We start from the raw sequence: 21,284 nt of genomic DNA on the forward strand, positions 1-21,284 counted from the left end.
AAAAGCGCCCCGGGGCGCTTTTTTCGTGACACAAAGATTAAGCGTAAACGAAGTCTACGTGCTCGATCATTGGCTTGAATACGTGACGCTGCATAGCCTGGGCACGTACTTTAACTTCTTTGCCATCCAGAACGATAGTCAGATCGCTGGTGTAGAAATCTTCGTTGGTTTGGATGTTGATGATATCTTTGTGATCGAAAACGATTGATACTGGCTCTTTGCCGGCACCATAGATAACAGCAGGTACTTTACCAGCATGACGCAGGCGGCGGCTCGAACCTTTCCCTATTTCAGTGCGGGTTTGTGCTTCGATAGTGTAAGACATGATTTTCTCACTTAAGTCATTAAAGTAAACTGCGACGCCATTTTCGACCAATGCCAGCCGCAGGTCCCTGAGATCAGGGAGCGCGAATACTAGCACGCGAGGCCCCGGCACACAAGTCCAGCCCCTTAACAACATCCAAGCTGCGCTATCCTGTGTTATCCAATTGTGACCAATGGTTGCGCCTTTGATCTGTGTTGATGCCGGCAAGAGCGGGATCACAATTTCGTCACTGCCACACTGGTATGCTGTGCGGAATCAACTAAGGAAGGTATCGCATGGACAAGCAATTTCCGCGGCTAACGGCTGAACTGTGCTGCCAATGGCATGGCAACCTTAAACTGCTGCATCAACTTCTGCGTGATACTGCCAATAACCTCGACAGCCTGGGGATTGATCCCCTGCAGATGGACGTGCGCCTGGCTGAATTGATGGCGCTGTGTGAAGAAAAATTCCGCCTGGAGCAAAAGCTGTCGAAGCAGGCCCCCATGCAGGCCATTGCCTGTCCCAACGGTGTGGGACAGTTCTACCAACAACTGTCAGCCTTGCTGGCCGATTGGCAGCAACGCCGGGAGATTGTGGACTTTCGCCACAAGCTCACGGCGATACTGGAAAATCAGGCTCTTACCAACGACGCACCGCGCCGCAGTCCACATGAACAAAACCCGATTCGGGATAATAACCCACGCCACCCAGCTTGAGCGCACAGGCGGCATCACGCAATTTGTTCAGCGGTACGCCGGGTATGGCAATATCTATGGCCATGCCCTTCATGTGCAAACTCTTCTTGGCCACCCCATTGCTCTTGGATGCCAGCAGGGCATTGGTCTGGGGTGAGCGGTAACCGGAAATCACGTGAATGGTTTTGCTGGTATCCAGTCGATTCTGTAACTGAAACAACAAGTCAAACACCCGCTTATCCATGGGTGCAGCCACATTTTGCCTGTGATCACGCAAAAGGTAACTGAAGTCCTCTAAAGCTTCCTTTTGGTACTTGCCATCAATCCAATACACACCCTTATGGGTTTCCCCGGTGTGACGATTGTACAAACTCAGCATCCTGCTGCCCTTGGTTGAGCGGCTGGCCATCGCTTTTGATGGCACCATGGAAGCCAATGCAGCTCCCCCCAACCCTAATAACAACTGCCGACGGGCAGGACAGAAATCAGACACTCATACCACCATAGTACTATTTTTGAACACTTCGACCGCAAAGTATCCTGATTTGGCGGCAGGATCAAGCTTTCTGTGCTACTGCTGTGAGCCGCGCTGCGTCAGGACTTCAGGGGTGTGCCGCCGTCAGCATGGGGGTATTTTGGCGTAAGTGGTAAATGTCATTACGAAATTGTGCCTGTTGCTCGCCGTCCATCCAGGCCGTCCAATACACCAGATGCACAGGTACTTTTTCTGTCAGGGAAAACCATTGGGTTCGCTCCCGGCCCCCCAACATGCTGTCCCACATGCGTCTGTCCCTGATCAGGTTGTCGGCAAACCAATTGGCCAGTTCATGCACCTTATCCACCCGAATGCATCCCGAAGACAGGGCCCTGTCGCTGTGTTCAAACAGCTCTTTTTCCGGGGTGTCGTGCAAATAGACACTGGCTTCGTTGGCAAAGTGAAACTTGAATTGCCCCAGGGCATTGTGGGTACCGGGTCGCTGCTCCAGATTGAAAGGAAACTGACTGGAGGCAAGCTGCTGCCATTCCGCATCTGAGTGCTCAACCAACTGCCCTTGGCTATCAAAGACATCAAATTGTTTCTCGCGCAGGTAGCTGCCGTCCTTGCGGACCTTGGGAAGCACATCCTTGCGCATCAGTTTTTTTGGCACCCGCCAGCTGGGATTGAGCACCACGTTGGAGATCTCACCGCTCAGCAAGGGCGTCTGGCGGTAGGTGCGCCCCACTATGACCCGCGAGCGCAGGACTTCTTCACCGCCATCCACCAGCACCAGCTCAAAAGCCGGGATGTTGACCAACAGATAACGCTCCCCCAGCGCACTGCTGTCCATCACGAACTGCACGAAGTTGCGGGCAAGAATTTGCGCCCGCTCCAGCGGTGAGCGATTCAGCCATTGCAGCGTCAGCGGTCCGATAATCGCATCCTGCTTAAGGCCATGCCGGGCCTGAAATTGCTGAACCGCCAGCTTAAGCCTGTCATCATAGAATGTGCTGTTATCGGGCTCGGTTTTCAAGTCCCCCAGCAGCCACAAACGTTGGCCAATCAGCGGAATACTGCCATGGCTGTCGCCGGGTCTCAGCAACCCACGGGGGGATATCAGTGGCCAATCTGCATGGCTGTCGAGCCAAAGCAGTTGCCTTACCCGGTTTACCGTCAGCATAAATTGGTTGGGGAAAGGCTCCAACCCTGCTGCCTGGCTAAGTTTATCCCCGCCCGCCACATCGACCGGGAGTCCAACCTGCCTGGCACGCCAGAAATCGGCAATGGCTTCGGCCGCCACATCAAAGTATTCCAGTTGGGCTGACAGGGAATCCGACTCCAGTTCCCTGGCATAGCGCTCAAGGCTTGGGTCCTGACTGGCCAGAGCCAGCAGCCGCGCATGCTCGGCCAATACCTTTCCCGCAGCCACGGTATTGCTGTCGGCCCACACAATTTCTGCGGACAGGCACAAATACCCCAGAAAAAATGCCCCCGCCAACCCTATTCCCGGAGACAGTAACCTCAAGCTCATTCGCCTGCTCCCTCGACTCGCCTGACTTTGATTATGGCATCGGTGCGCGCCCTTGGGGCCCTAATTCACCCTCTGCGGCGCGGTTAAACGCCATCCCCCTGAGACTGTTGGAAAAGTCTGCAACCGGCACGGGAATAGTGCTTAAATCGAGCAAACGCGGGCGTTTGGGTGTCATTGGAAAACAGAAATTGTTATAAAGCCGGGCTCAATTTCCAAATGAAGTTCCCATGAAACAAAGCGATATAAGCAAACGCCTTGCCCTTGAACTGCAACTATCCCCTAATGATGCCAACGAGATCATCAAGCAGCTGCTCGGCGCGATCCGCGGTGCCCTGATGGAGGGCGAAAAAGTCTACCTGCCGCCGCTGGGCACCTTTGAACTCAGATACTTTCTGCCCAAAAACGGCCGTCATCCCCAAACCGGCGAACCCATAGAGATAGCCGGTTACAACCAGCCGAGTTTCAGACCGTCGCCGGCATTGAAAAACGCCCTTAACCGCTGATCCGGGGCCATGCCTGAGCTGGCCGGCTGTGACATCGACTCAATCCATAAACGAGCAGTGGAATACTGTAGAAAAGACTTGAAGGATTGAAACATAGTTTGGCTGGCGACAGATTTTTATCTTATTGATTTACACGGCAAGGATGCTGTGCGAGCAAAATCTTAAACCTCAGATTTAACCTTTTCCCCCAACAGCTTCCCATACGTGGCTTTGCCACGCTCAGCTTGGTCTGTTATTCAGCCACAGCATTCATTCCCCTGCTGAACCGGCGGGCATTTCACCGAACCGAATGAGCAAAAAACACAACAATCCCCGGGATTTGGCTTTAACAGCTGATGACATGAAGTGCACTCGTAAAAATACACGCAGCAGTCGGTGGGCATGATTTCCGCTTTTTTAAATCCACATGCTGGGCAAGTCATTTCAGAATCCAAGACTATCTCTGACATTTTGCTCTCCCTCCGTTTTCACCTGATAGTGGACCTTACATCAGGCCAGCGCAAACCTTGGGTGCACACCACACAGACCATGGCCACAATGCACATGCCGGATTTACTTTAATTTGCTGAGTTAACCGATGCTTGGTTGGCTGAGGCTCAGTTGCCTGATGTTAAAGTGGGCTGATGTTAAAGTGGATCTCGGCCACAAATAATGCCAATTAATTTATGACACAAATGCCCGAGACTAATCAGATTGGGGGGTGTTATATATGCTTGATATAGATTTGCTTGGAGTGTAACTGTTTGATTTGAATGGTACCCGAGGACGGACTTGAACCGTCACGCTGTTACCAGCGAGGGATTTTAAATCCCTTGTGTCTACCGATTCCACCACTCGGGCTTAGCATGATTACCCAGACGGGTTCTCATTTAAGATGGAGGCGCGACCCGGAGTCGAACCGAGATCGACGGATTTGCAATCCGCAGCATAGCCATTCTGCCATCGCGCCATCTTAAGAATTGTCACTGCCGGGGCAGTGATTGGAGCGACATATCGGGTTCGAACCGATGACCTATACCTTGGCAAGGTATCGCTCTACCAACTGAGCTAATGTCGCATCACTGTTTGCTAATCAGCGCTTTTCTATAACATCTGCGAGGTATCCCGCATTTTATGAACTGAGCTAATGTCGCATTGTCTTCACAGGAATTTCCTGTTCAACATTTGCAGCAGGTTTGCCCTGACTGCGGATTGGCATTCTACCTATTTAACCCTGAGTGTCAATTGCTTATTGTGAGCCTGTGAACTGCTTGCACACTAATTAAACTCATTGATCTTTTAATGTGCTATTCGGCAGTGAGATCTTTCCAGGCGGCCAGTATATAGCTCATCATCGACCAGAAGGTCAGCACTGCGGCAATGTAGAACAGCACCCAGGCAAGACCAATCAACAAGTCATTGGGCTTCCAGATAAGGCCAATGATGGCCACCATCTGCACTGCAGTCTTGAACTTGCCCATCCAGGACACGGCCACGGCGCCGCGCTTGCCGATTTCCGCCATCCACTCCCGCAGAGCCGAAATAACGATTTCCCGACCTATCATCAGCAGTGCCGGCAGTGTCAACCAGACATTGTCGTAGTCGGCCACCAGCAACACCAGGGCCGTAACTACCATGACCTTGTCGGCAACAGGATCGAGGAAGGCACCAAAGCGGGTGGATTGTTTGAGTTTGCGCGCCGCATAACCATCCAGCGCATCGGTAATGGCAGCCAGCCAATAGACAAAGGCTGCGGCAAAGGCTGCCCAGCTATAGGGTAAATAAAACATCACCACGAATACCGGCAACAGGAACAGCCGGAAAAAGGTCAATGCTATTGGCAAGTTAAATGGCATGTAAAGGCAACCGGATAGTCAAAAAGCAGCGCCAATCTTGCCTGATTTTTATCACCCCCGCAATGAGTCGAAGATCGTTTGCGCCATTTCTGGGCTGATCCCCGGCACTTTGGCAAGTTCTGCTGCGCTGGCGCTTTTTACCTGTTGCAAGCCACCAAGGTACTGCAGCAGCGCCTTGCGTCTTTTGGGCCCTATGCCGGGAATGGACTCCAGGGTTGAACTGTTGCGGGTCTTCTGCCGTTTGGCCCTGTGGCCTGTGATGGCAAATCTGTGCGACTCGTCGCGAATGTGCTGGATAAGATGCAGCGCCGGGTTATCCCCTTCCAGTGCAAAGGCTTGCTCCGTGTCGCCCATGATCAGGGTTTCCAGACCGGGTTTGCGGCTCTCGCCCTTGGCAATACCTATAAGTATCGGTTGCTTGTCGAGTTCGGCGACCTTGGGCATGACTATCTTCATGGCCGCCCGCAGCTGCCCCAGACCACCGTCGATAAACAGCAGATCCGGCACCTTTCCGCCCCGTTCAATCTTGTCAAAACGACGGCTAAGGGCCTGGGCCATGGCGGCATAGTCATCGCCCGGCGTGATACCTGTGATGTTATAGCGGCGATATTCGGACTTTTGCGGCCCTTCGCGGTTGAACACCACGCAGGAAGCCACTGTGCTCTCGCCCATGGTGTGGCTGATGTCATAACACTCCATCCGACCTATGGGGAAGTTCAGCGCCAGCACATCCTCCAGCAGCTCAAAGCGCTGCTCTATGGTGCTCTTATGGGCCAGACGGCTGCTGACTGCGTTGCTGGCGTTGGTGGTGGCAAGACGCAGGAAACCCGCCCTGTCCCCCCTCACCCGCATTTTTATCTCCACCCGGGTGCCGAGGGATTGCAGCAGCGCCAGCTCCAGCTCGTGCAGATCCTCAAACTCCTCGCCGATGATCACTTCCTTGGGCAAGGTGCGCTTGGCATCCTCGTTGAGATAGAACTGCAACATAAAGGCGCGCAGCAACTCCGGCAGTTCGGTTTCCGCCGGCACGGTCGGGAAATAACTGCGGCTGCCGAAGATTTTGCCGTTGCGGATAAACAGGATATGGAAACAGGCCAGCCCCGAGGCGTAATGGGCACCAATCACGTCCATATCGCCCTTGTGACCGGATACCTCCTGCTGCTCGGCGACCTTGCGCAGCGCCTGGATCTGATCCCGGTAACGGGCCGCCAGCTCATATTTCATGGCGATGGCGGCCTGCTCCATCTTGTCCACCAGGGCAGCAATCACTTGCTGATCCTTGCCCTTGAGAAACAAGGTCGCCAGGCGTACCTGCTCCTGATAATCCTCATCGCTGACCTTGCCGACACAGGGAGCGCTGCAACGACCTATCTGGTATTGCAGGCAAGGACGGGAGCGGGACTTGTAATACAAATCTTCGCACTGGCGGATGGGAAACAGCCTTTGCATCAGGTTCAGGCTTTCGCGCACCGCACCGCCATTGGGGTAAGGCCCGAAATACTGGCCCTTTTCCCGCTGGGCGCCCCTGTGATAGGCCAGTCTGGGATGTTTGTGGCCACTTAAGAAAATATAGGGGTAGGACTTGTCATCCCGCAGCAGCACATTGTATTTGGGCATGTACTGCTTGATGTAATCGTTCTCGAGGATCAGCGCCTCGGTCTCGCTGTGGGTCAGGGTGACATCTATGTTGGCGATATGGGACACCAGCGCCTGGGTCTTGACGTTGGGCAGATTGCTGCGGAAATAGGATGACAGGCGCTTCTTGAGATCTTTGGCCTTACCCACATAGATAACGGCACCGCCGGCATCGTACATACGATACACGCCGGCGCCGGATGAAACGGTTTTGAGAAACTGCTTGGAATTAAACGGGCTTGTCATTCGGAAAAGGCGTTTACGCCATTAAAACTGACCGGTATCGAGCATCTTATAACGGATTGCCAGACGGGTCAGCTCCACATCACCATTGATCCCCAGCTTGGCAAACAAGCGGTATCTGTAACTGTTAACCGTCTTGGGGCTGAGGTTGAGCTGCTCGGAAATGTCGTTCACCTTGTCGCCATTGGTGATCATCATCATGATCTGCAATTCGCGCTCTGACAGGGACTTGAACGGGCTTTCTTCGCTCTGGTTAAACTGATTGAGCGCCATCTGCTGGGCGATTTCCGGCGAAAGGTATCGCTGCCCTGCCGCCACCTGACGAATGGCCTGCAAGACCTCGGGCGGCTTGGCCCCCTTGGTCAGATAGCCAAAGGCTCCCGCCTGCATCACCTTGGTGGGGAAAGGATCTTCGGTGTGCACCGTCAGGACGATAATTCTGGCATGGGGTTGATAGCGCAGGATTTTACGGGTGGCTTCCAGACCACCGATCCCGGGCATATTCATGTCCATCAGGATCACATCGGCTTCGTTTTGCCTGGCCCACTGCACCGCTGACTCACCGTCGGCGGCCTCGCCCACGACCTTGATACCACGCTCATCTTCCAGGATCCGCCGGATACCGGTACGCACCAACTCATGATCGTCAACCAAATATACTGAAATCAACGTCTTTCCACCCTATTTGATCTTGCTTTGCGGGGATAGGCAGCATTCGGCGCCAATCCCTTGTCGCCCATGTGAGCTAATTTAGCCCATCTACCAATGCATGCAAAGCACTAAATCATTGTGGCCATAATGATTGCATTGATACTAAACAACTAATTTACTTATAAAAAGAGATAACTTCTGACCTTTCCCCGGGAAATAGCGCGGATCCAAGCCGGCCAAATGACAAAATTTTGTCGCCTAGTGTAAGAAAAAAGCACGGAAATCAAAAGGTTATTCAAGGCTGAAAAGTAAAAAGCCCGCTTAGATAAGCGGGCTTTTCGAATATGGCGGAGGAGCAGGGATTTGAACCCTGGGTGGGCTATAAACCCACGCCGGTTTTCAAGACCGGTGCATTAAACCACTCTGCCACCCCTCCGGAACGAGCGACATAATAACGGCCTGTCACGTCACTGTAAACTGAATTTTTACACTGCGGGCTCGATTGCTCATTTGTGCTGCAATCAACGACTTTTCGATGCCGTTAAAGTAAAAAGCCCGCTTATATAAGCGGGCTTTTTGAATATGGCGGAGGAGCAGGGATTTGAACCCTGGGTGGGCTATAAACCCACGCCGGTTTTCAAGACCGGTGCATTAAACCACTCTGCCACCCCTCCGAACAGTGCGGATACTAGCGCCCCCTGGGTCCGCTGTAAACTCCTTTTCGCTCTCGGCCGGTGCAACTGCTCAATGTCTGGTCGCCTGCGGCAACTGCTTCTTTTTATTATTGACGATAAACAAATCTGTCCTTTGTCATGAAAAGCATCCGGGATTGAAGAACTGGCTGCGGCTTATGCTAGAATCGGCTTATTCAATGCATTCAGCAATCGTCATGACTCTATCCCATATTCCTGTGTCAGCATTGGCACCCAGTTTTACCTTACCTGCTATTGATAAACTCACCCCGGGATCCCGGGCCTTGTTGCTTGCCCAGGAAAGGCTGCAGGATGCCTTTCAGCTGGCGAGCCGCATCCGTGATCAGCACTTGTTTATTGCCGATTACCCCGGTGTCGCCCGGGAACCGCTGTTCAAAGCCCTGTGTGATGCCCAAGGGTGGCAACCCAGGAACCTGGTTGCCCTGAAGCAGGAAGGTGAACCCGAGCTGCAATGGCGCGAGCCAAGCGGAGACAACGTGGGATCCCTGGCCAAACAGGAGTCCGCCTATGCCTACATTAATGGCCCCCTGCGCCGGGCGGATCTGATAGGCAAGATGACCACAGTCGGCGGCAAGCGCCAATATCAACCCGGCCTGCTCGCCAAACATAATTGGCTGTTTCTCAGCGCCGATAGCCTGTGCCGCCGCGAAAGCCTGTGGGATTTTCTGCTGCAGGTGCTGAGTCAGGGGTTTTACCGGGTCAGCGATGAATTGCCCAAGGTCCCGCTGCACACCACTCTGGTGCTGGTGGGCCATGCCGGCATCTATAGCGAACTCAAGGCGCACGAACCCCAGTTCAATGAATGCTTCCCCCTGCTGGGCGAAGTTAACAACGAAATGGATTTAACCCGCCACCATGAGCTGGAATACGGTTCCTGGTTGGTGGCTCTGGCGCAGGAAGCGGGTGTGACGCTGGACGAGTCGGCACTGCTGCCATTGTTTTTACATGGCTCACGCCTCAGTGAACATCAGCAGCGTCTGGCCCTGGCGGGACAGGATATGGTACAGCTGTTCGCTCAGGCCGCCGCCTATCGCGGCACCAGCCACCTTGATGGCAAGGCCATTACCAAAGCATTGCAGCAGGCCGAACACAGACACAACATCTCGGAACGCTTTTCCGCCCAAAGTTTCGACGACAGCTTTATCAATCTGCTGACGGACGGCGAAAAGGTGGGTCAGATTAACGGCCTGACCGTGATTGACAGCATAGATTACAGTTACGGCGAGCCGGCGCGGATTACAGCGACCGTGCATTACGGTGACGGTGAAGTGGCTGACATCGAGCGCAAGTCAGAACTCGGTGGCAACATACACGCCAAGGGCATGATGATTTTGTCCGCCTGTCTGTACCGCATTTTTGGCCGCGATGCACCACTGCACCTCAACGCCAACATAGTGTTCGAGCAGTCTTACCAGGAAATCGACGGCGACAGCGCCTCCCTGGCCGAGTACTGCGCCCTGATGTCGGCGATTGCCGAACAGCCCATACGCCAATCCCTGGCGGTGACCGGCGCCCTCGACCAGTTCGGCAATGTGCAGGCCATTGGCGGAGTCAATGAAAAGATTGAAGGCTTCTTCAGCCTCTGTGAACGCCGTGGTCTTACCGGTGAACAAGGGGTGATCATTCCCAAGGCCAACCTGTTGCAACTGAATCTGGATCCCAAGGTCATAGAGGCGGTCAAGGCCGGTCGATTCCAACTGTACCAGGTGGCCCATATGGATGAAGCAGTGGAACTGCTGATGGATTTGCCTGCCGGAGTCGCCGATGAGGATGATAACTTCCCCGAGGGCACACTCTACGGCATGGTGCAGCAGCGCCTGGACAAGCTTGCCGGACATGACGACGAAGAACCGCTGGGCTTTTTTGCCAGACTGCTCGCAAAATGGACATCCAGAGGCAACTAAACAGCTGATCGGAGTTGTCTGGCTTACACCTGTTCGCTAATCTTGGCCACTCTATATGCTGGAGTGGTAACTATTACAATGAATAAAGCAAACAGTTTCAACAAAGAAGAACTCATCGCCTGCGGTTACGGGGACATATTTGGCAAGAATTCTCCTCGCCTGCCCATCGACAATATGTTGATGATCGACAGGGTAACCACAATCAATGATCACGGCGGCGAGTTCGGTAAAGGTGAGATTGTTGCTGAACTGGATATCAATCCGGATCTCTGGTTTTTCGGTTGCCATTTCGTTGATGACCCAGTGATGCCAGGCTGTCTCGGTCTGGATGCCATGTGGCAGCTGGTGGGCTTCTTCCTCGCCTGGGAAGGCGCAGAAGGCAAAGGTCGTGCCCTGGGTGTGGGTGAAGTGAAATTTACCGGTCAGGTATTGCCCGGTGCCAAGAAGGTGACATACCGCCTGAACATTAAACGCACCATTCACCGCAAACTGGTGATGGGTATCGCCGATGCCATTCTCGAAGTGGATGGCCGCCAGATCTACAGCGCCACCGATCTGAAAGTGGGTGTATTCACCGACACATCAACCTTTTGAGCTTAGGCCCGGACACAGAAACGCCCTCAATGGAGGGCGTTTTTGTTGTTGCTTAGGTTTGCACTATTTGTTGAACAGCCCGTTGAGTCTACCATCGACTCCTTCCCGCCATCCCCCCAGCCACTGGGAACGCGAATCAAGATTGGCATAGGGACAAAGTTCTTTTGAACGGCCACCGACCCCAGCCTGGAATCCTTTTGAAAAAGCCCTATCTAAACGATCTCGTTTTTGTCTTTTCATGCAAGCGTCCTCTGTTCTACATAAAGAAGAAGCAACAGCTTCCCAAGTAGAAATAGAACTTTTCAGATCCAAGATCAATCAAAAAATCGCCGATTATAGCGCTCAATTTTTAAGCTTTTGAGATCGTAATAAAAAACGGGACAAATATTTTTGTCCCGTTTCGGTATTTTGAGGGGGATCAGCGAATACGGCGTCTGATCCAGGTAAGCGGCAGCAACAACAAGGCCAACAATCCACCGGCTGCACCTTTGCGCTCGTACTTGGTTTCTGTACCGCCATCAACCGCATCGCAGGCCTCGGCGCCCGAGGCGGCCGGGGCCAGCACCACCATGCGCGGCAGATACGAGGTCACGGGATCGCCATTGCCATCGAGGGAGAACAGCGGCAAGCCATTTTCGCCCACCACAGGAATGCCATTGAGATCGGTCTGGTACACCGGCTTACGCACAAACGCGGTACCCACGATAAGCCCGGCCTCATTGATGCTGTTGGCCTCAACAATCTGGATATCGGTTTCGTAACTCAGGGTCTTGCCGGTACCGTCCTGCACCTCTACTTTGTGGCGTTGCCAGTTGCCATCGGTGCCCTGCTCAAAGCCCTTGGACTGACAGGTCAACTGGCTGTTGAGGTTGACGAACTCGGCCGAGTTCATATCAAACAGGAATCCGGCCTTTGGTCTTGGCTTGTCCTTGTCATACTCGGTTTCGATAAAACCAACCACCTGCCCCTGATTGTTGATGTCTCTGGGCTTGCTGCTCAGATCCGTCAGACTGGTGGAGAAATCGTTCGGCACCACCACACTGGCAGCGTCTGCCTTGGTGTCAAAGTAGAAAAACTTGTCCCGCAGTACACCCTGGATATAACTGCGATAACTGCCCACCAAAATGCCGTTGTCGTTGATATCAAAGGCAATCGATGATGTGACATCCTTATTGATTACCGGTACCCAGTGATATTCATATTGACCTTCGGCATTTTTACGCCAATAAGCGGCGTCCAAACGTAACTTTTTCGTGTCGTTGTCGCGAAAGATGTGAGAACGACCGGCTACATCACCTTCATTGTTAATGCCAAGGCCCTGGGCCGAATACACCACCTTGGAATCGGCCGGCGGCTCCAGACCCAGAGGCAATTCCATCTCGGTAACTGTCTCTTCACCCAACTGCCAGACAAAGGCACGATTTTGGTATTGGATATTGCGGGTGTTCTGGCTACCGGAGGGATATTGCTCCTGCTGGACACAAATATCCAATGGCAGGCCGGTGCCAGCTTCATCGGCTGTAATACAGGCGGCAACCCGGTCAGAGCTGAAGCTGCTCAGGGCAGTACTGGCATAGCCGGTAATTTGATTATTGTTGTTGATGGCCGAAGCCAGCGACATGCCGCCCAGTTCCACCGTCTTGTCCTCATTGACATAGGTGGTATAAGGAGGAGGCAGCTCGATTTCACCACCCGGCGTCTTCACTACCGCACGCTGCTCAAAATCACGGTAATACCAAAATTCCTGGGTAGTGCTGCTGCCGGTATAATCAACCTTTTTCTCAGGTGCGGTAAGAGCGCCCACCTTGATGCCGGCATCATTGATGTCGTAGTAGTAGGTATCAACCGAGTTGATACTTTCCGGCACATCGGTATCGGTCAAAGCAGGATCTGTGGTGCCCCCGAGGCTTTCAAAAGTCGGGATCCAGGCCCCAGCTTCGCCATTGGCACCGGCAACAAAGGTGAAGTTGTTGGCGACTATGGGGGAATTCACCGAATAGGTGATTTTCTCGGCATCGGCCACCCCATCCTCAGCATCGATAATGCCACCTTCCACATCGCTGCTGTTGAGCTTCTTGCGGCCCTGGGCTACACCCACCAATTCATTGTTGGCATTAATGCCCATGGCGTAGCCGTTGCGGGTACCCTCCAGGGTGCCATTGAGATCAAAATCTTCGATATTGACGACTTCATAAACAGGTGCTGCCTGGGCGGTTCCCAATACACCGGCAACACTCAGTGCCACCAGGGTCAATGCTTTATCCAGCTTCAACTTCATTCACTTTTTCCCGTTTTTTATTATGGGTTTACTTCATGGACTCGAGCTCTTCCCACCGCTCGAAGCAAACTTCCAATTGCTGCTCTTTGTCCGCCAGCTCTGCGAGCCGAGCGTTTACCTTGTCCTGCCCCTGGGCATAAAAATCGGCCTGATTTACTTCGGCCTGCAGCGCGGAGATTTCCGCTTCCAAACTTTCCATCAGAGCCGGTAATTCCTCGAGCTCACGCTGCAACTTGTACGACAATTTTTTCGCAGGTTTTACACCGACTTGCTGTTTTACCACAGCGGCCTCAGGTTGGACACTCTTTTGCTCTGCGGGTTCCTCGGGCTCGCGATAGAATCTTGCGCCCTGCTCCAGGGCATCCTGGTAGCCGCCCACATACTCGCTCCAGCGGCCATTACCGGCGAACCACCAACTGCTGGTGACCACGTTATCAATAAAGGCCCTGTCGTGACTGACGATAAGCAGGGTGCCCTCGTAGTCCGCCAGCATGGATTCCAGCAGTTCCAGGGTTTCAATATCCAGATCGTTGGTAGGCTCGTCGAGGATGATAAGGTTCGCAGGCTTGAGCAGTAAACGCGCCAGCAGCAAGCGGTTCTTTTCTCCCCCCGAAAGGGCCTTCACCGGCGTTCTGGCCCGCATCGGCGAGAACAAAAAATCCTGCAAATAGCTGAGGATGTGCCTGTCCTTGCCGTTAACTGTGACCGTCTGTTTGCCTTCGCCGACGTTTTCTTCCACCGTCTTTTCCGGATCCAGGGTTTCCCGGTACTGGTCAAAGTAAGCCACATCCAGCTTGGTTCCGACCTTGATCTCCCCGGACTGGGGCGCCAGCTGGCCAAGCAGCAGCTTGATCAAGGTCGACTTGCCACAACCGTTGGGGCCAATCAGCGCAATGCGATCGCCACGCATGACGGACACGGAAAACTGCTTCACCAGATCTTTATCCGGCAAGTTGAAGTTCAGCTCGTTAACGTCAAACACCAGTTTGCCGCTACGCTCACCATCGGATACCGCCATTCTGACGCCGCCCTGGCGATTGATCCTTTCTTTGCGTTCCATCCTGAGCGCTTTAAGGGCTCTTACCCTGCCCTCGTTGCGGGTACGGCGGGCCTTAATCCCCTGGCGGATCCACACTTCTTCATCGGCCAGCTTCTTATCGAACTGGGCATTGGCTTCAGTTTCCAGTCGCAGCCATTCGGCCTTGCCATCAAGATATGTCTGATAGTTACCCGGCCAGGAGGTCACCACACCGCGATCGAGATCGACAATCCGGGTGGCCATGCGCGAGATAAAGCCACGGTCATGGCTGATAAACACTATGGCGCCGGCAAAGCCGAGTAGAAATTGTTCCAACCATTCAATGGTGTCAATGTCCAGATGGTTGGTAGGTTCGTCGAGCAGCAGCAGATCCGGCTCGCTCACCAGCGCCCGGGCCAGTGCCACCTTGCGCTGCCAGCCACCGGACAGAGCGGACAAGGGCGTATCGGGATCCAGGTCCAGGCGTTTGCAGTGTGCCTGAATCCGACTGTCCAGTTGCCAGCCGTTCAGGTGATCCAACTGGGCCTGCAACCTTTCCATCTCTTTCAGCATACGCTCCATCTCGCTGCCGTCAGCGGTGGCAACGTCGTGGGACAGCTGATGATAACGTTCCAGCGCTTCACCCGCGTCTTTAAGCCCCATGGCGATATAACTGTATACCGAGCCGGACTCGGCCTTGGGTGGATCCTGCTGCAAGCGACTGATTTTCAGATCGCTGGCGATATTGAGCTCACCATCGTCCAGCACCACTTCACCATCGAGGATCTTCAGCAGACTGGACTTGCCGGCGCCATTGCGGCCGACGATACAAACCCGCTCACCGGGTTCAATGCTGAAATCGGCATTTTTCAGCAGTGGGGTATAACCATAGGCCAAAGAGCCATTATTAATACGGACCAGACTCACTTCAGGCTCCTGCAAAATCCAGTAATAAGTTCAAATCGAAGGGCCAGCCCAGTTCTGCGCCGCTGTGATTACAGCGCACCACGGGAATGCGGACGCCGTAACGCTCGGCCAATTGCTCGTCTTCACAGATATCCTGCAGACGGTAGGCTATACCTGCCTGCTCCAGCAAGGCCTGCGCCTCGTGGCACAGGTGACAGCCTTCGGTGTGATACAAAATGAAATCAGGGGACGGCAACACTTCAGGCATGGGTCACCAGCCAGCAATTGTGGATTTGCGGATTGCGCTGATAATCCATGGGCAACACCTTATCGTCGATGTTGACCACCTGCAGGCCCGCGGCGGCCATGGCGTCCATATCCATCTTGAACTTGCGCTTGTTGTTGGAGAATAGGATTTCACCGCCCGGATTGAGCAGCTTTTTCAGCGCCGACAGCAACTTCACATGGTCCCGTTGCACATCAAAGGAATCTTCCATGCGCTTGGAGTTGGAGAAAGTGGGCGGATCGATGAAGATCAGATCAAATTTCTGCTCGCATTCGGCCAGCCACTGCAGACAATCGGCCTGAATAAACTGGTACTGTCGCCCCACCAAACCATTGAGCATAAAATTGTCTTTCGCCCAATTCAGGTAAGTATTGGACATGTCCACAGTGGTCACCGATTTGGCGCCGCCCTTGGCGGCGTGCACCGAGGCCGACCCAGTGTAAGCAAACAGATTCAGAACATCACGGTCTTTGGCCTTCTCGCCCACCAGCTTGCGTGTCAGACGGTGGTCAAGGAACAGACCGGTATCCAGATAATCGCTGAGGTTAAGCTTGAAACGGCAGCCATATTCAGTGGTCACCAGTTCCAGTTTTTCCATGTCCAGCTTCTGATACTGACTGGTCCCTTTTTGGCGTTCACGGGTCTTGAGAATAATGTTTTCCGGATCCACCCCAAGGGCCCGTGGCAGGGCCAGCAAGACATCTGTCACGCGCCTTTTACTGACGGCTTCGGGAATCGCGGCCGGGGCGGCATATTCCTGCACCACCAGGTGATCCAGATACCTGTCCACCGCCACGTTGTATTCCGGAATGTCGGCATCGTAAAGGCGATAGCTGTCTATGCCCTCGCGTTTTGCCCACTTATCCAGTTGCTTGGCATTTTTCTTGATGCGGTTGGCAAAGGCCGGCGCTATCTCGCCGCCCTGTCCTTCCTGTGCAATGGGGATCTCACGGCGGGTGCTGCTGGCATGCAGGGTATAGAGGTTAAAGGCGCATTCCAGGGCACCGTTAAACATCTTCATCTGCTTGTCAGCCTTAAGCTTGAGCGAAGACACCAGCTCAATATCGCTGCACAGCATGGCCAACTTCCAGCCGCCAAAATCCTGTTTGAATTTTTCCCCCAGTTGGAAATACAACTGCAGCAGGCTGGTGACATTGCCAAGGCGCTCACCATAAGGGGGGTTGGTGACCACCATGCCGGTCTCGGCAGGAGGCGTCACATTGAGGACATTGACCACTTTAAAATCGATAAATTCAAATACGCCGGCGTTGTTGGCGTTGCGCTTGGCCAGCGCCACCACCCTGGAGTCTATGTCGGAGCCGTAGAACTTCAGCTCGCAGCGACTTTTACCCAGACTGGCCCGGGCACGGGCCTCTTCCACTATGCCTTGCCACAACTTGGGATCGTGACGACGCCAGTGCTCAAAGCCAAACTTGTTACGCAGCAATCCCGGTGCCATATCGCAGGCCATCATGGCAGCCTCAATCAGCACAGTGCCACTGCCGCAGAAGGGATCCATCAGGGTCACTGGCTCCGCCTGCCAACCACTGCGCACCAACATATTGGCCGCCAGGTTTTCCTTCAGCGGCGCTTCGCCCGTGTTGCCGCGATAACTGCGCTGGTGCAGCGCCGGGCCTGAGAAGTTCAGCCCTATGCTGATCTTGCCGTTGCGGTAGTGGGCATCAACCCTGAAGTTGGCGTCACCGCGGCCCACATTGGGGCGATTGAGGCCATCGTCGCGGAAACGGTCAACTATGGCGTCCTTGATGCGCAGCGCGCCGAACTGGGTATTGTTGATAAAGCCGCCACTGCCGTGAAAATCGACGCTGAAACTGGACTTATTGGATAAATGCGCCGGCCAATCGATGCAATAGGCGCCGTTATACAGTTGCTCGGCGCTGGTGCACTCACCACTGAATACCAACAAAATAATCCGGCTGGCCAAGCGGCTCCACAGGGTGACACGGTAACCCAATTCCAATGAGCCACTGAAATATACCCCGGCGACACTCTCACGCACCTCGGTTGCACCAAGGGCCGTGAGTTCATTTGCCAATGCATATTCAAAGCCCTTGGGGGCCGCCGCGAAAAAATTAAACATGTAAATAAGCGCCAACAGAAAATCGAAGCGCACATTATACCCGTGGAATACCGCAAAAGATAAGCAAAGTTAGCCTTAAAGGCTCGATTGCCAGCGGATAAAAGCCTTACCATGGCACCGAATTTTGTAAGGCCAGTACCGATAAGGTCAGTACATTTCCCTGTCGACAGCGGATAACGGTTCATATTTGAGCATTCACACAGGAATTTGAAATTGGTTCTTGTAATTGGCTTACAGGCTCGTTATAGTTCGCCCCGCTTTGAAGGACGTAGCCAAGATGGCAGGTACAGGGTAACTGGAACGCACAGACTGGCGGTCACAAAAGCAGCGTTGATTATTCGGACGCGGGATGGAGCAGCATGGTAGCTCGTCGGGCTCATAACCCGAAGGTCGTCGGTTCAAATCCGGCTCCCGCAACCAATTTTTGGTCAAGCCGTTATAAAGAGAAAGCTCGTCGGGCTCAGCTCTTCATAACAGCCAGCGAAGGTCGAGATGCAAATCCGGCTCCCGCAACCAATCATAATTCAACGCAAAGCACAAAATGGCGCGGGATGGAGCAGCATGGTAGCTCGTCGGGCTCATAACCCGAAGGTCGTCGGTTCAAATCCGGCTCCCGCAACCAATTCTTTTGTGTATCAATCGACTTCACAGTCACATCCGGACGCGGGATGGAGCAGCATGGTAGCTCGTCGGGCTCATAACCCGAAGGTCGTCGGTTCAAATCCGGCTCCCGCAACCAATTTTGGTCAAGCCGTTATAAAGAAAAAGCTCATCGGGCTCAGCTCTTCATAAACAGCCAGCGAAGGTCGAGATGCAAATCCGGCTCCCGCAACCAATTCTTTTGTGTATTCAATCGACTTCACAGTCACATCCATACGCGGGATGGAACAGTAGCTCGTCGGACTCAGCTTTCCATTAACCGCAGCGAAGGTCGTCGCCCTCTCCTTTAAATAAGTAATCCGGCTCCCGCAACCAATTCTTTTGTGTATCAATCGACTTCACAGTCACATCCGGACGCGGGATGGAGCAGTAGCTCGCCGGGCTCAGCTTTCCATTAACCGCAGCGAAGGTCGTCGCCCTCTTCTTCAAACCCTCTTCGTAATAAAAGTAATCCGGCTCCCGCCGCCTGGTTATCTTTTATATTCAATCGATTTTACGGTTACAGCCAAAAGCTGCCGCTTGGCCGGATATCAGGCCGCTAATCTATTGCAATGAGCCTCGCTCTTGTGAACCTTGCTGCTGTGGGCATTGCCCTGGTGAAAACGGGGGAGAAAAAGAAAACCCCGACTGGATGCCGGGGTTCCCTATGTTTGTCATAAAGATGCCGTTAGAAAGGATTGAGACTGTAGCCCTGCTGAGCGAGCTGCGCATGGGCAGTCATGGCAGACAGGGACATTTCCACTCCGGGAGCCAACATATTATTGTCAATCCCCAGATACGCCGCAGTCTGACCGCATACTATGATCCTGACTCCTTTGTCCAAAAGGGCCTGCAGCAAGGCACTGTTTGGATTGGACTTGGCCAACTTCCTCTGGTGGGCATCATCGGTCAGCGCATCCCAGGCAGCCTTGCCATGCAGTACCAGCGCCAACTGGATGTTCTCCAAAGGCACGCCGGCCGCTCCATGCATATTCAGAAAGCGGGCCATACTGTCCAGGGTGCGGTTGACATCCCCCTCTTTACCCTGCTCACCGGTATCAAATACCACTTTGAAGTGCTGATCTTTGGCCACAGGAAAGGTTTGTTTCACATACGCCACCTTGCCGAAACCTTCAATGACAGGTCCTGAACGAAAACCGTCCGCTGCGGCGCCCGGTACCAGCAGTGCGGCGACTATTGCCGCCATGCCCAATAATTTACCTTGCATCATGCCTCCCGTTATATTTTTGTTATCAAGACGAGTCTTGCATAAAACAGCACCAATACTCAAGTATGATGTCTCGGAGGTATTTGATTTAGCACACGAATCTAAAACCGTGCTGTATTCACCAGGGAACCTTGTTTCCCTGAAAGTCATAGAAGCCGCCACTGTCGACAAGACTCAGGCCATCAAGCAACCGTTTGAGGCCGGCAGCGCTGGCCTTGCTTTCCAGCGGCGCATTGGGGCCCCCCATCTCAGTCTGCACCCAGCCCGGGTGCAGGGCTACCGCAATAATGCCCTTGTCAGTCAGATCAATTGCCAGACTCTTGGTCACGGCATTGAGGGCCGCCTTGGAAGAGCGATATATGTAGGCCCTGCCACTGTCATTATCGGCCATGCTGCCCATCTTGGATGACATGTTGGCGACCGTGCCCTTGGTTGCCATCAGGTTCGGCAGCAAGGCCTCCACCATTTTCATCGGCGCTATGCTGTTGACTTCAAAAACCTTAAGCCACTCCGCCGCAGGCGTATTACCGATACAAACACCGTTGGGGCCATAGACTCCGGCATTATTGATAAGCAGGTTCAGTGGTCGACCTGCCAGGTCCTCCGCGAGCGCGGCAATGGACTCAACGGAGGTCACATCCAGTTCAAAAACCTCCAGGCCCTCGTGTTCATCCAATAAGGATTGCAATTCTTTGGCATCGTGGGGATTACGGCAGCAGGCGATGACGTCACTTCCCGCCTCGAGATAGGCCCGGGTCAACGCCAGTCCTATCCCCCGGTTGGCACCGGTGATCAACACTGAATGATGCATAATGCAGTTCTCCTTATGTGCAGGCCTTTACCCCGGCTACTGCCGTGACATGAGCGCCCGTCCCAATGGGTGAAAATAGCAGCACAGCGCCCCGTGGATGAGCTTTCTGTGTGATTCATCCGGGAAGGCGCCATCTGGCATGGTGCCCCAGCCGGAACGCCTGGCCCCGGATTTGGCCTGGGTTCCCGTAACCAGATAAGGGTTAACAAGTGGCAGCAAGCAAAGCTCGCCGGTGTCTTGATCCAGGCGCTCATAACTGCCACAGCTCTCAATACAGGCCTCAAAAGCTCTGGCCATCAGCTCCGAAGGCCGGGAAAAATAGCAGTAACCACTCCCCCTATCCAGCTGTACGGCCCGGTTAACAAAGTCGCTGGGTTGCTGATTGTCTTCACTGAGCATAGTGATCCGGAACAGCTCGCTCAAACGTTCATTGAGAGGATGGCTCAAAATGGGCACATCCCTGAGCCAGAGACCGCTGGCGAAATGTGGACCATGACCGCGCCCGCCATTGTCACAGGCGCGGCTGTCAAAGGCTCTTATGTCAAAAACCTTGGGGGCAATAAAGTGGTCGAAGGCATGCCAGAACTCGTGGGCGAGCGCTCCGGCACCGGCATTTTTTGCCAGCGCCAGGGTCCGTTCCTGGGGGGCATAATGGGCCATTACGCCTTCGCGGCCACCGTGGCCAAAGGCCAGATTCAAACTTTCCCTAAGCCCCAGTGCCTTTGGTGGCAATCCCAGTATCAGCGCCAGATCCGCCAGGGCATCAAACACCAGATTGGCGGCCAGCAGTGACTCCTCCCTACTGACCCAGCTGCCGACCCGCACATGACCCAGGCCAAAGTGCTGTTTGACCTCAAGAAAAGTCACCTGCTCACCCTCACGGTGATCCGGCCCCTGCCTTGAAGCGTTATGGTGTCGTTTCAGCACA

19 protein-coding genes and 8 tRNA genes are annotated in these 21,284 nt (G+C 53.8%); 7 read left to right on the forward strand and 20 right to left on the reverse strand.

Annotation, left to right across the window (positions count from 1 at the left end; translation table 11 throughout):
* Positions 1–37 precede the first annotated feature (37 nt).
* On the reverse strand, positions 38–325 hold the full coding sequence (rplY, locus tag JYB85_RS09860; protein WP_207382029.1) for a 50S ribosomal protein L25: 288 nt from the start codon (positions 323–325) through the stop codon (positions 38–40).
* A 275-nt stretch (positions 326–600) separates the two neighbouring features.
* On the opposite strand from rplY, the gene JYB85_RS09865 reads away from it, so the two are divergent.
* Complete coding sequence (locus JYB85_RS09865; RefSeq protein ID WP_207379180.1) at positions 601–1,023, forward strand: hypothetical protein; 423 nt, start codon at positions 601–603, stop codon at positions 1,021–1,023.
* Here JYB85_RS09865 and JYB85_RS09870 read toward each other — a convergent pair.
* Both JYB85_RS09870 and JYB85_RS09875 read right to left on the reverse strand, forming a co-directional pair.
* Positions 947–1,495, reverse strand: a complete 549-nt coding sequence (locus tag JYB85_RS09870; RefSeq protein ID WP_207379181.1) for a DUF882 domain-containing protein — start codon at positions 1,493–1,495, stop codon at positions 947–949. The genes JYB85_RS09865 and JYB85_RS09870 overlap by 77 nt on opposite strands.
* 109 nt (positions 1,496–1,604) lie before the next feature.
* Positions 1,605–3,011, reverse strand: a complete 1,407-nt coding sequence (locus JYB85_RS09875) for a L,D-transpeptidase family protein (protein WP_207379182.1) — start codon at positions 3,009–3,011, stop codon at positions 1,605–1,607.
* 227 nt (positions 3,012–3,238) lie between these two features.
* Between JYB85_RS09875 and JYB85_RS09880 the strand changes: the two genes are divergently transcribed.
* A complete protein-coding gene (locus JYB85_RS09880; protein WP_207379183.1) occupies positions 3,239–3,514 on the forward strand; it encodes an HU family DNA-binding protein in 276 nt (91 codons plus the stop codon).
* 236 nt (positions 3,515–3,750) lie between these two features.
* Here the strand turns inward: JYB85_RS09880 and JYB85_RS18985 are convergent, their stop codons facing one another.
* The 9 genes from JYB85_RS18985 to JYB85_RS09920 all read right to left on the reverse strand — a co-directional run bounded on the left by JYB85_RS18985 (position 3,751) and on the right by JYB85_RS09920 (position 8,552).
* Entirely contained in the window at positions 3,751–3,963 is a 213-nt protein-coding gene (locus JYB85_RS18985) for a GDCCVxC domain-containing (seleno)protein (protein WP_228730075.1), read from the reverse strand.
* 304 nt (positions 3,964–4,267) lie between these two features.
* Positions 4,268–4,354 (reverse strand) — tRNA-Leu (locus tag JYB85_RS09885).
* A gap of 35 nt (positions 4,355–4,389) precedes the next feature.
* Positions 4,390–4,463: transfer RNA gene (locus tag JYB85_RS09890), tRNA-Cys, on the reverse strand.
* A 32-nt stretch (positions 4,464–4,495) separates the two neighbouring features.
* Positions 4,496–4,571 (reverse strand) — tRNA-Gly (locus tag JYB85_RS09895).
* Between the two features lie 229 nt (positions 4,572–4,800).
* Positions 4,801–5,349 (reverse strand): CDP-diacylglycerol--glycerol-3-phosphate 3-phosphatidyltransferase, encoded by a 549-nt coding sequence (gene pgsA / locus JYB85_RS09900; RefSeq protein ID WP_207319901.1) that lies wholly within the window; start codon positions 5,347–5,349, stop codon positions 4,801–4,803.
* A 51-nt stretch (positions 5,350–5,400) separates the two neighbouring features.
* A complete protein-coding gene (uvrC, locus tag JYB85_RS09905; protein ID WP_207323992.1) occupies positions 5,401–7,230 on the reverse strand; it encodes an excinuclease ABC subunit UvrC in 1,830 nt (609 codons plus the stop codon).
* Between the two features lie 21 nt (positions 7,231–7,251).
* A complete protein-coding gene (uvrY, locus tag JYB85_RS09910) occupies positions 7,252–7,896 on the reverse strand; it encodes a UvrY/SirA/GacA family response regulator transcription factor (protein WP_207319903.1) in 645 nt (214 codons plus the stop codon).
* Between the two features lie 327 nt (positions 7,897–8,223).
* Positions 8,224–8,314: transfer RNA gene (locus JYB85_RS09915), tRNA-Ser, on the reverse strand.
* A gap of 147 nt (positions 8,315–8,461) precedes the next feature.
* Positions 8,462–8,552, reverse strand: a tRNA-Ser gene (locus JYB85_RS09920).
* 215 nt (positions 8,553–8,767) lie between these two features.
* On the opposite strand from JYB85_RS09920, the gene JYB85_RS09925 reads away from it, so the two are divergent.
* Together JYB85_RS09925 and fabA are read left to right on the forward strand one after the other, a co-directional pair.
* Positions 8,768–10,495: a S16 family serine protease gene (locus tag JYB85_RS09925; protein ID WP_407695856.1), complete on the forward strand. Its 1,728-nt coding sequence runs from the start codon at positions 8,768–8,770 to the stop codon at positions 10,493–10,495.
* Between the two features lie 78 nt (positions 10,496–10,573).
* On the forward strand, positions 10,574–11,089 hold the full coding sequence (gene fabA / locus JYB85_RS09930) for a bifunctional 3-hydroxydecanoyl-ACP dehydratase/trans-2-decenoyl-ACP isomerase (protein WP_207319905.1): 516 nt from the start codon (positions 10,574–10,576) through the stop codon (positions 11,087–11,089).
* A gap of 63 nt (positions 11,090–11,152) precedes the next feature.
* On the opposite strand, the gene rmf is transcribed toward fabA, so the two are convergent.
* The 5 genes from rmf to rlmKL form a co-directional block, all read right to left on the reverse strand.
* Positions 11,153–11,329, reverse strand: a complete 177-nt coding sequence (gene rmf, locus JYB85_RS09935; protein WP_207319906.1) for a ribosome modulation factor — start codon at positions 11,327–11,329, stop codon at positions 11,153–11,155.
* A 178-nt stretch (positions 11,330–11,507) separates the two neighbouring features.
* Positions 11,508–13,367 carry a DUF3466 family protein gene (locus JYB85_RS09940; protein WP_207379185.1) on the reverse strand — a complete coding sequence of 620 codons (1,860 nt, stop codon included), beginning with the start codon at positions 13,365–13,367 and terminating at the stop codon, positions 11,508–11,510.
* Positions 13,368–13,395: 28 nt separating this feature from the next.
* Complete coding sequence (locus JYB85_RS09945) at positions 13,396–15,312, reverse strand: ABC transporter ATP-binding protein (RefSeq protein ID WP_207379186.1); 1,917 nt, start codon at positions 15,310–15,312, stop codon at positions 13,396–13,398.
* Between the two features lies 1 nt (position 15,313).
* Complete coding sequence (locus JYB85_RS09950; RefSeq protein ID WP_207379187.1) at positions 15,314–15,559, reverse strand: glutaredoxin family protein; 246 nt, start codon at positions 15,557–15,559, stop codon at positions 15,314–15,316.
* Positions 15,552–17,678, reverse strand: a complete 2,127-nt coding sequence (gene rlmKL, locus JYB85_RS09955; protein WP_207379188.1) for a bifunctional 23S rRNA (guanine(2069)-N(7))-methyltransferase RlmK/23S rRNA (guanine(2445)-N(2))-methyltransferase RlmL — start codon at positions 17,676–17,678, stop codon at positions 15,552–15,554. The genes JYB85_RS09950 and rlmKL overlap by 8 nt, the downstream gene beginning before the upstream one ends.
* A 343-nt stretch (positions 17,679–18,021) precedes the next feature.
* Between rlmKL and JYB85_RS09960 the strand changes: the two genes are divergently transcribed.
* The 3 genes from JYB85_RS09960 to JYB85_RS09970 all read left to right on the forward strand — a co-directional run bounded on the left by JYB85_RS09960 (position 18,022) and on the right by JYB85_RS09970 (position 18,417).
* Positions 18,022–18,098, forward strand: a tRNA-Met gene (locus tag JYB85_RS09960).
* Positions 18,099–18,223: 125 nt separating this feature from the next.
* Positions 18,224–18,300: transfer RNA gene (locus tag JYB85_RS09965), tRNA-Met, on the forward strand.
* Between the two features lie 40 nt (positions 18,301–18,340).
* Positions 18,341–18,417 (forward strand) — tRNA-Met (locus JYB85_RS09970).
* 588 nt (positions 18,418–19,005) lie between these two features.
* Here JYB85_RS09970 and JYB85_RS09975 read toward each other — a convergent pair.
* The 3 genes from JYB85_RS09975 to JYB85_RS09985 all read right to left on the reverse strand — a co-directional run bounded on the left by JYB85_RS09975 (position 19,006) and on the right by JYB85_RS09985 (position 21,280).
* A complete protein-coding gene (locus JYB85_RS09975) occupies positions 19,006–19,545 on the reverse strand; it encodes a DsrE family protein (RefSeq protein WP_324032733.1) in 540 nt (179 codons plus the stop codon).
* A 118-nt stretch (positions 19,546–19,663) separates the two neighbouring features.
* Positions 19,664–20,356, reverse strand: a complete 693-nt coding sequence (locus JYB85_RS09980; RefSeq protein ID WP_207379190.1) for an SDR family oxidoreductase — start codon at positions 20,354–20,356, stop codon at positions 19,664–19,666.
* Positions 20,357–20,392: 36 nt separating this feature from the next.
* Positions 20,393–21,280 (reverse strand): CLCA_X family protein, encoded by an 888-nt coding sequence (locus JYB85_RS09985; protein WP_207382030.1) that lies wholly within the window; start codon positions 21,278–21,280, stop codon positions 20,393–20,395.
* Positions 21,281–21,284 lie beyond the last annotated feature (4 nt).

Source organism: Shewanella sedimentimangrovi, from assembly GCF_017354965.1.
GTDB lineage: Bacteria > Pseudomonadota > Gammaproteobacteria > Enterobacterales > Shewanellaceae > Shewanella > Shewanella cyperi.

Coding starts and splice junctions, on each gene's coding strand:
- JYB85_RS09865 (WP_207379180.1), top strand. CDS start 601: ATGGACAAGCAATTTCCGCGGCTAACGGCTGAACTGTGCTGCCAATGG.
- rlmKL (WP_207379188.1), bottom strand. CDS start 17,678: ATGTTTAATTTTTTCGCGGCGGCCCCCAAGGGCTTTGAATATGCATTG.
- uvrC (WP_207323992.1), bottom strand. CDS start 7,230: ATGACAAGCCCGTTTAATTCCAAGCAGTTTCTCAAAACCGTTTCATCC.
- JYB85_RS09980 (WP_207379190.1), bottom strand. CDS start 20,356: ATGCATCATTCAGTGTTGATCACCGGTGCCAACCGGGGGATAGGACTG.
- JYB85_RS09940 (WP_207379185.1), bottom strand. CDS start 13,367: ATGAAGTTGAAGCTGGATAAAGCATTGACCCTGGTGGCACTGAGTGTT.
- JYB85_RS18985 (WP_228730075.1), bottom strand. CDS start 3,963: ATGTCAGAGATAGTCTTGGATTCTGAAATGACTTGCCCAGCATGTGGA.
- JYB85_RS09950 (WP_207379187.1), bottom strand. CDS start 15,559: ATGCCTGAAGTGTTGCCGTCCCCTGATTTCATTTTGTATCACACCGAA.
- pgsA (WP_207319901.1), bottom strand. CDS start 5,349: ATGCCATTTAACTTGCCAATAGCATTGACCTTTTTCCGGCTGTTCCTG.
- JYB85_RS09880 (WP_207379183.1), top strand. CDS start 3,239: ATGAAACAAAGCGATATAAGCAAACGCCTTGCCCTTGAACTGCAACTA.
- JYB85_RS09875 (WP_207379182.1), bottom strand. CDS start 3,011: ATGAGCTTGAGGTTACTGTCTCCGGGAATAGGGTTGGCGGGGGCATTT.
- fabA (WP_207319905.1), top strand. CDS start 10,574: ATGAATAAAGCAAACAGTTTCAACAAAGAAGAACTCATCGCCTGCGGT.
- rplY (WP_207382029.1), bottom strand. CDS start 325: ATGTCTTACACTATCGAAGCACAAACCCGCACTGAAATAGGGAAAGGT.
- rmf (WP_207319906.1), bottom strand. CDS start 11,329: ATGAAAAGACAAAAACGAGATCGTTTAGATAGGGCTTTTTCAAAAGGA.
- JYB85_RS09975 (WP_324032733.1), bottom strand. CDS start 19,545: ATGCAAGGTAAATTATTGGGCATGGCGGCAATAGTCGCCGCACTGCTG.
- JYB85_RS09925 (WP_407695856.1), top strand. CDS start 8,768: ATGACTCTATCCCATATTCCTGTGTCAGCATTGGCACCCAGTTTTACC.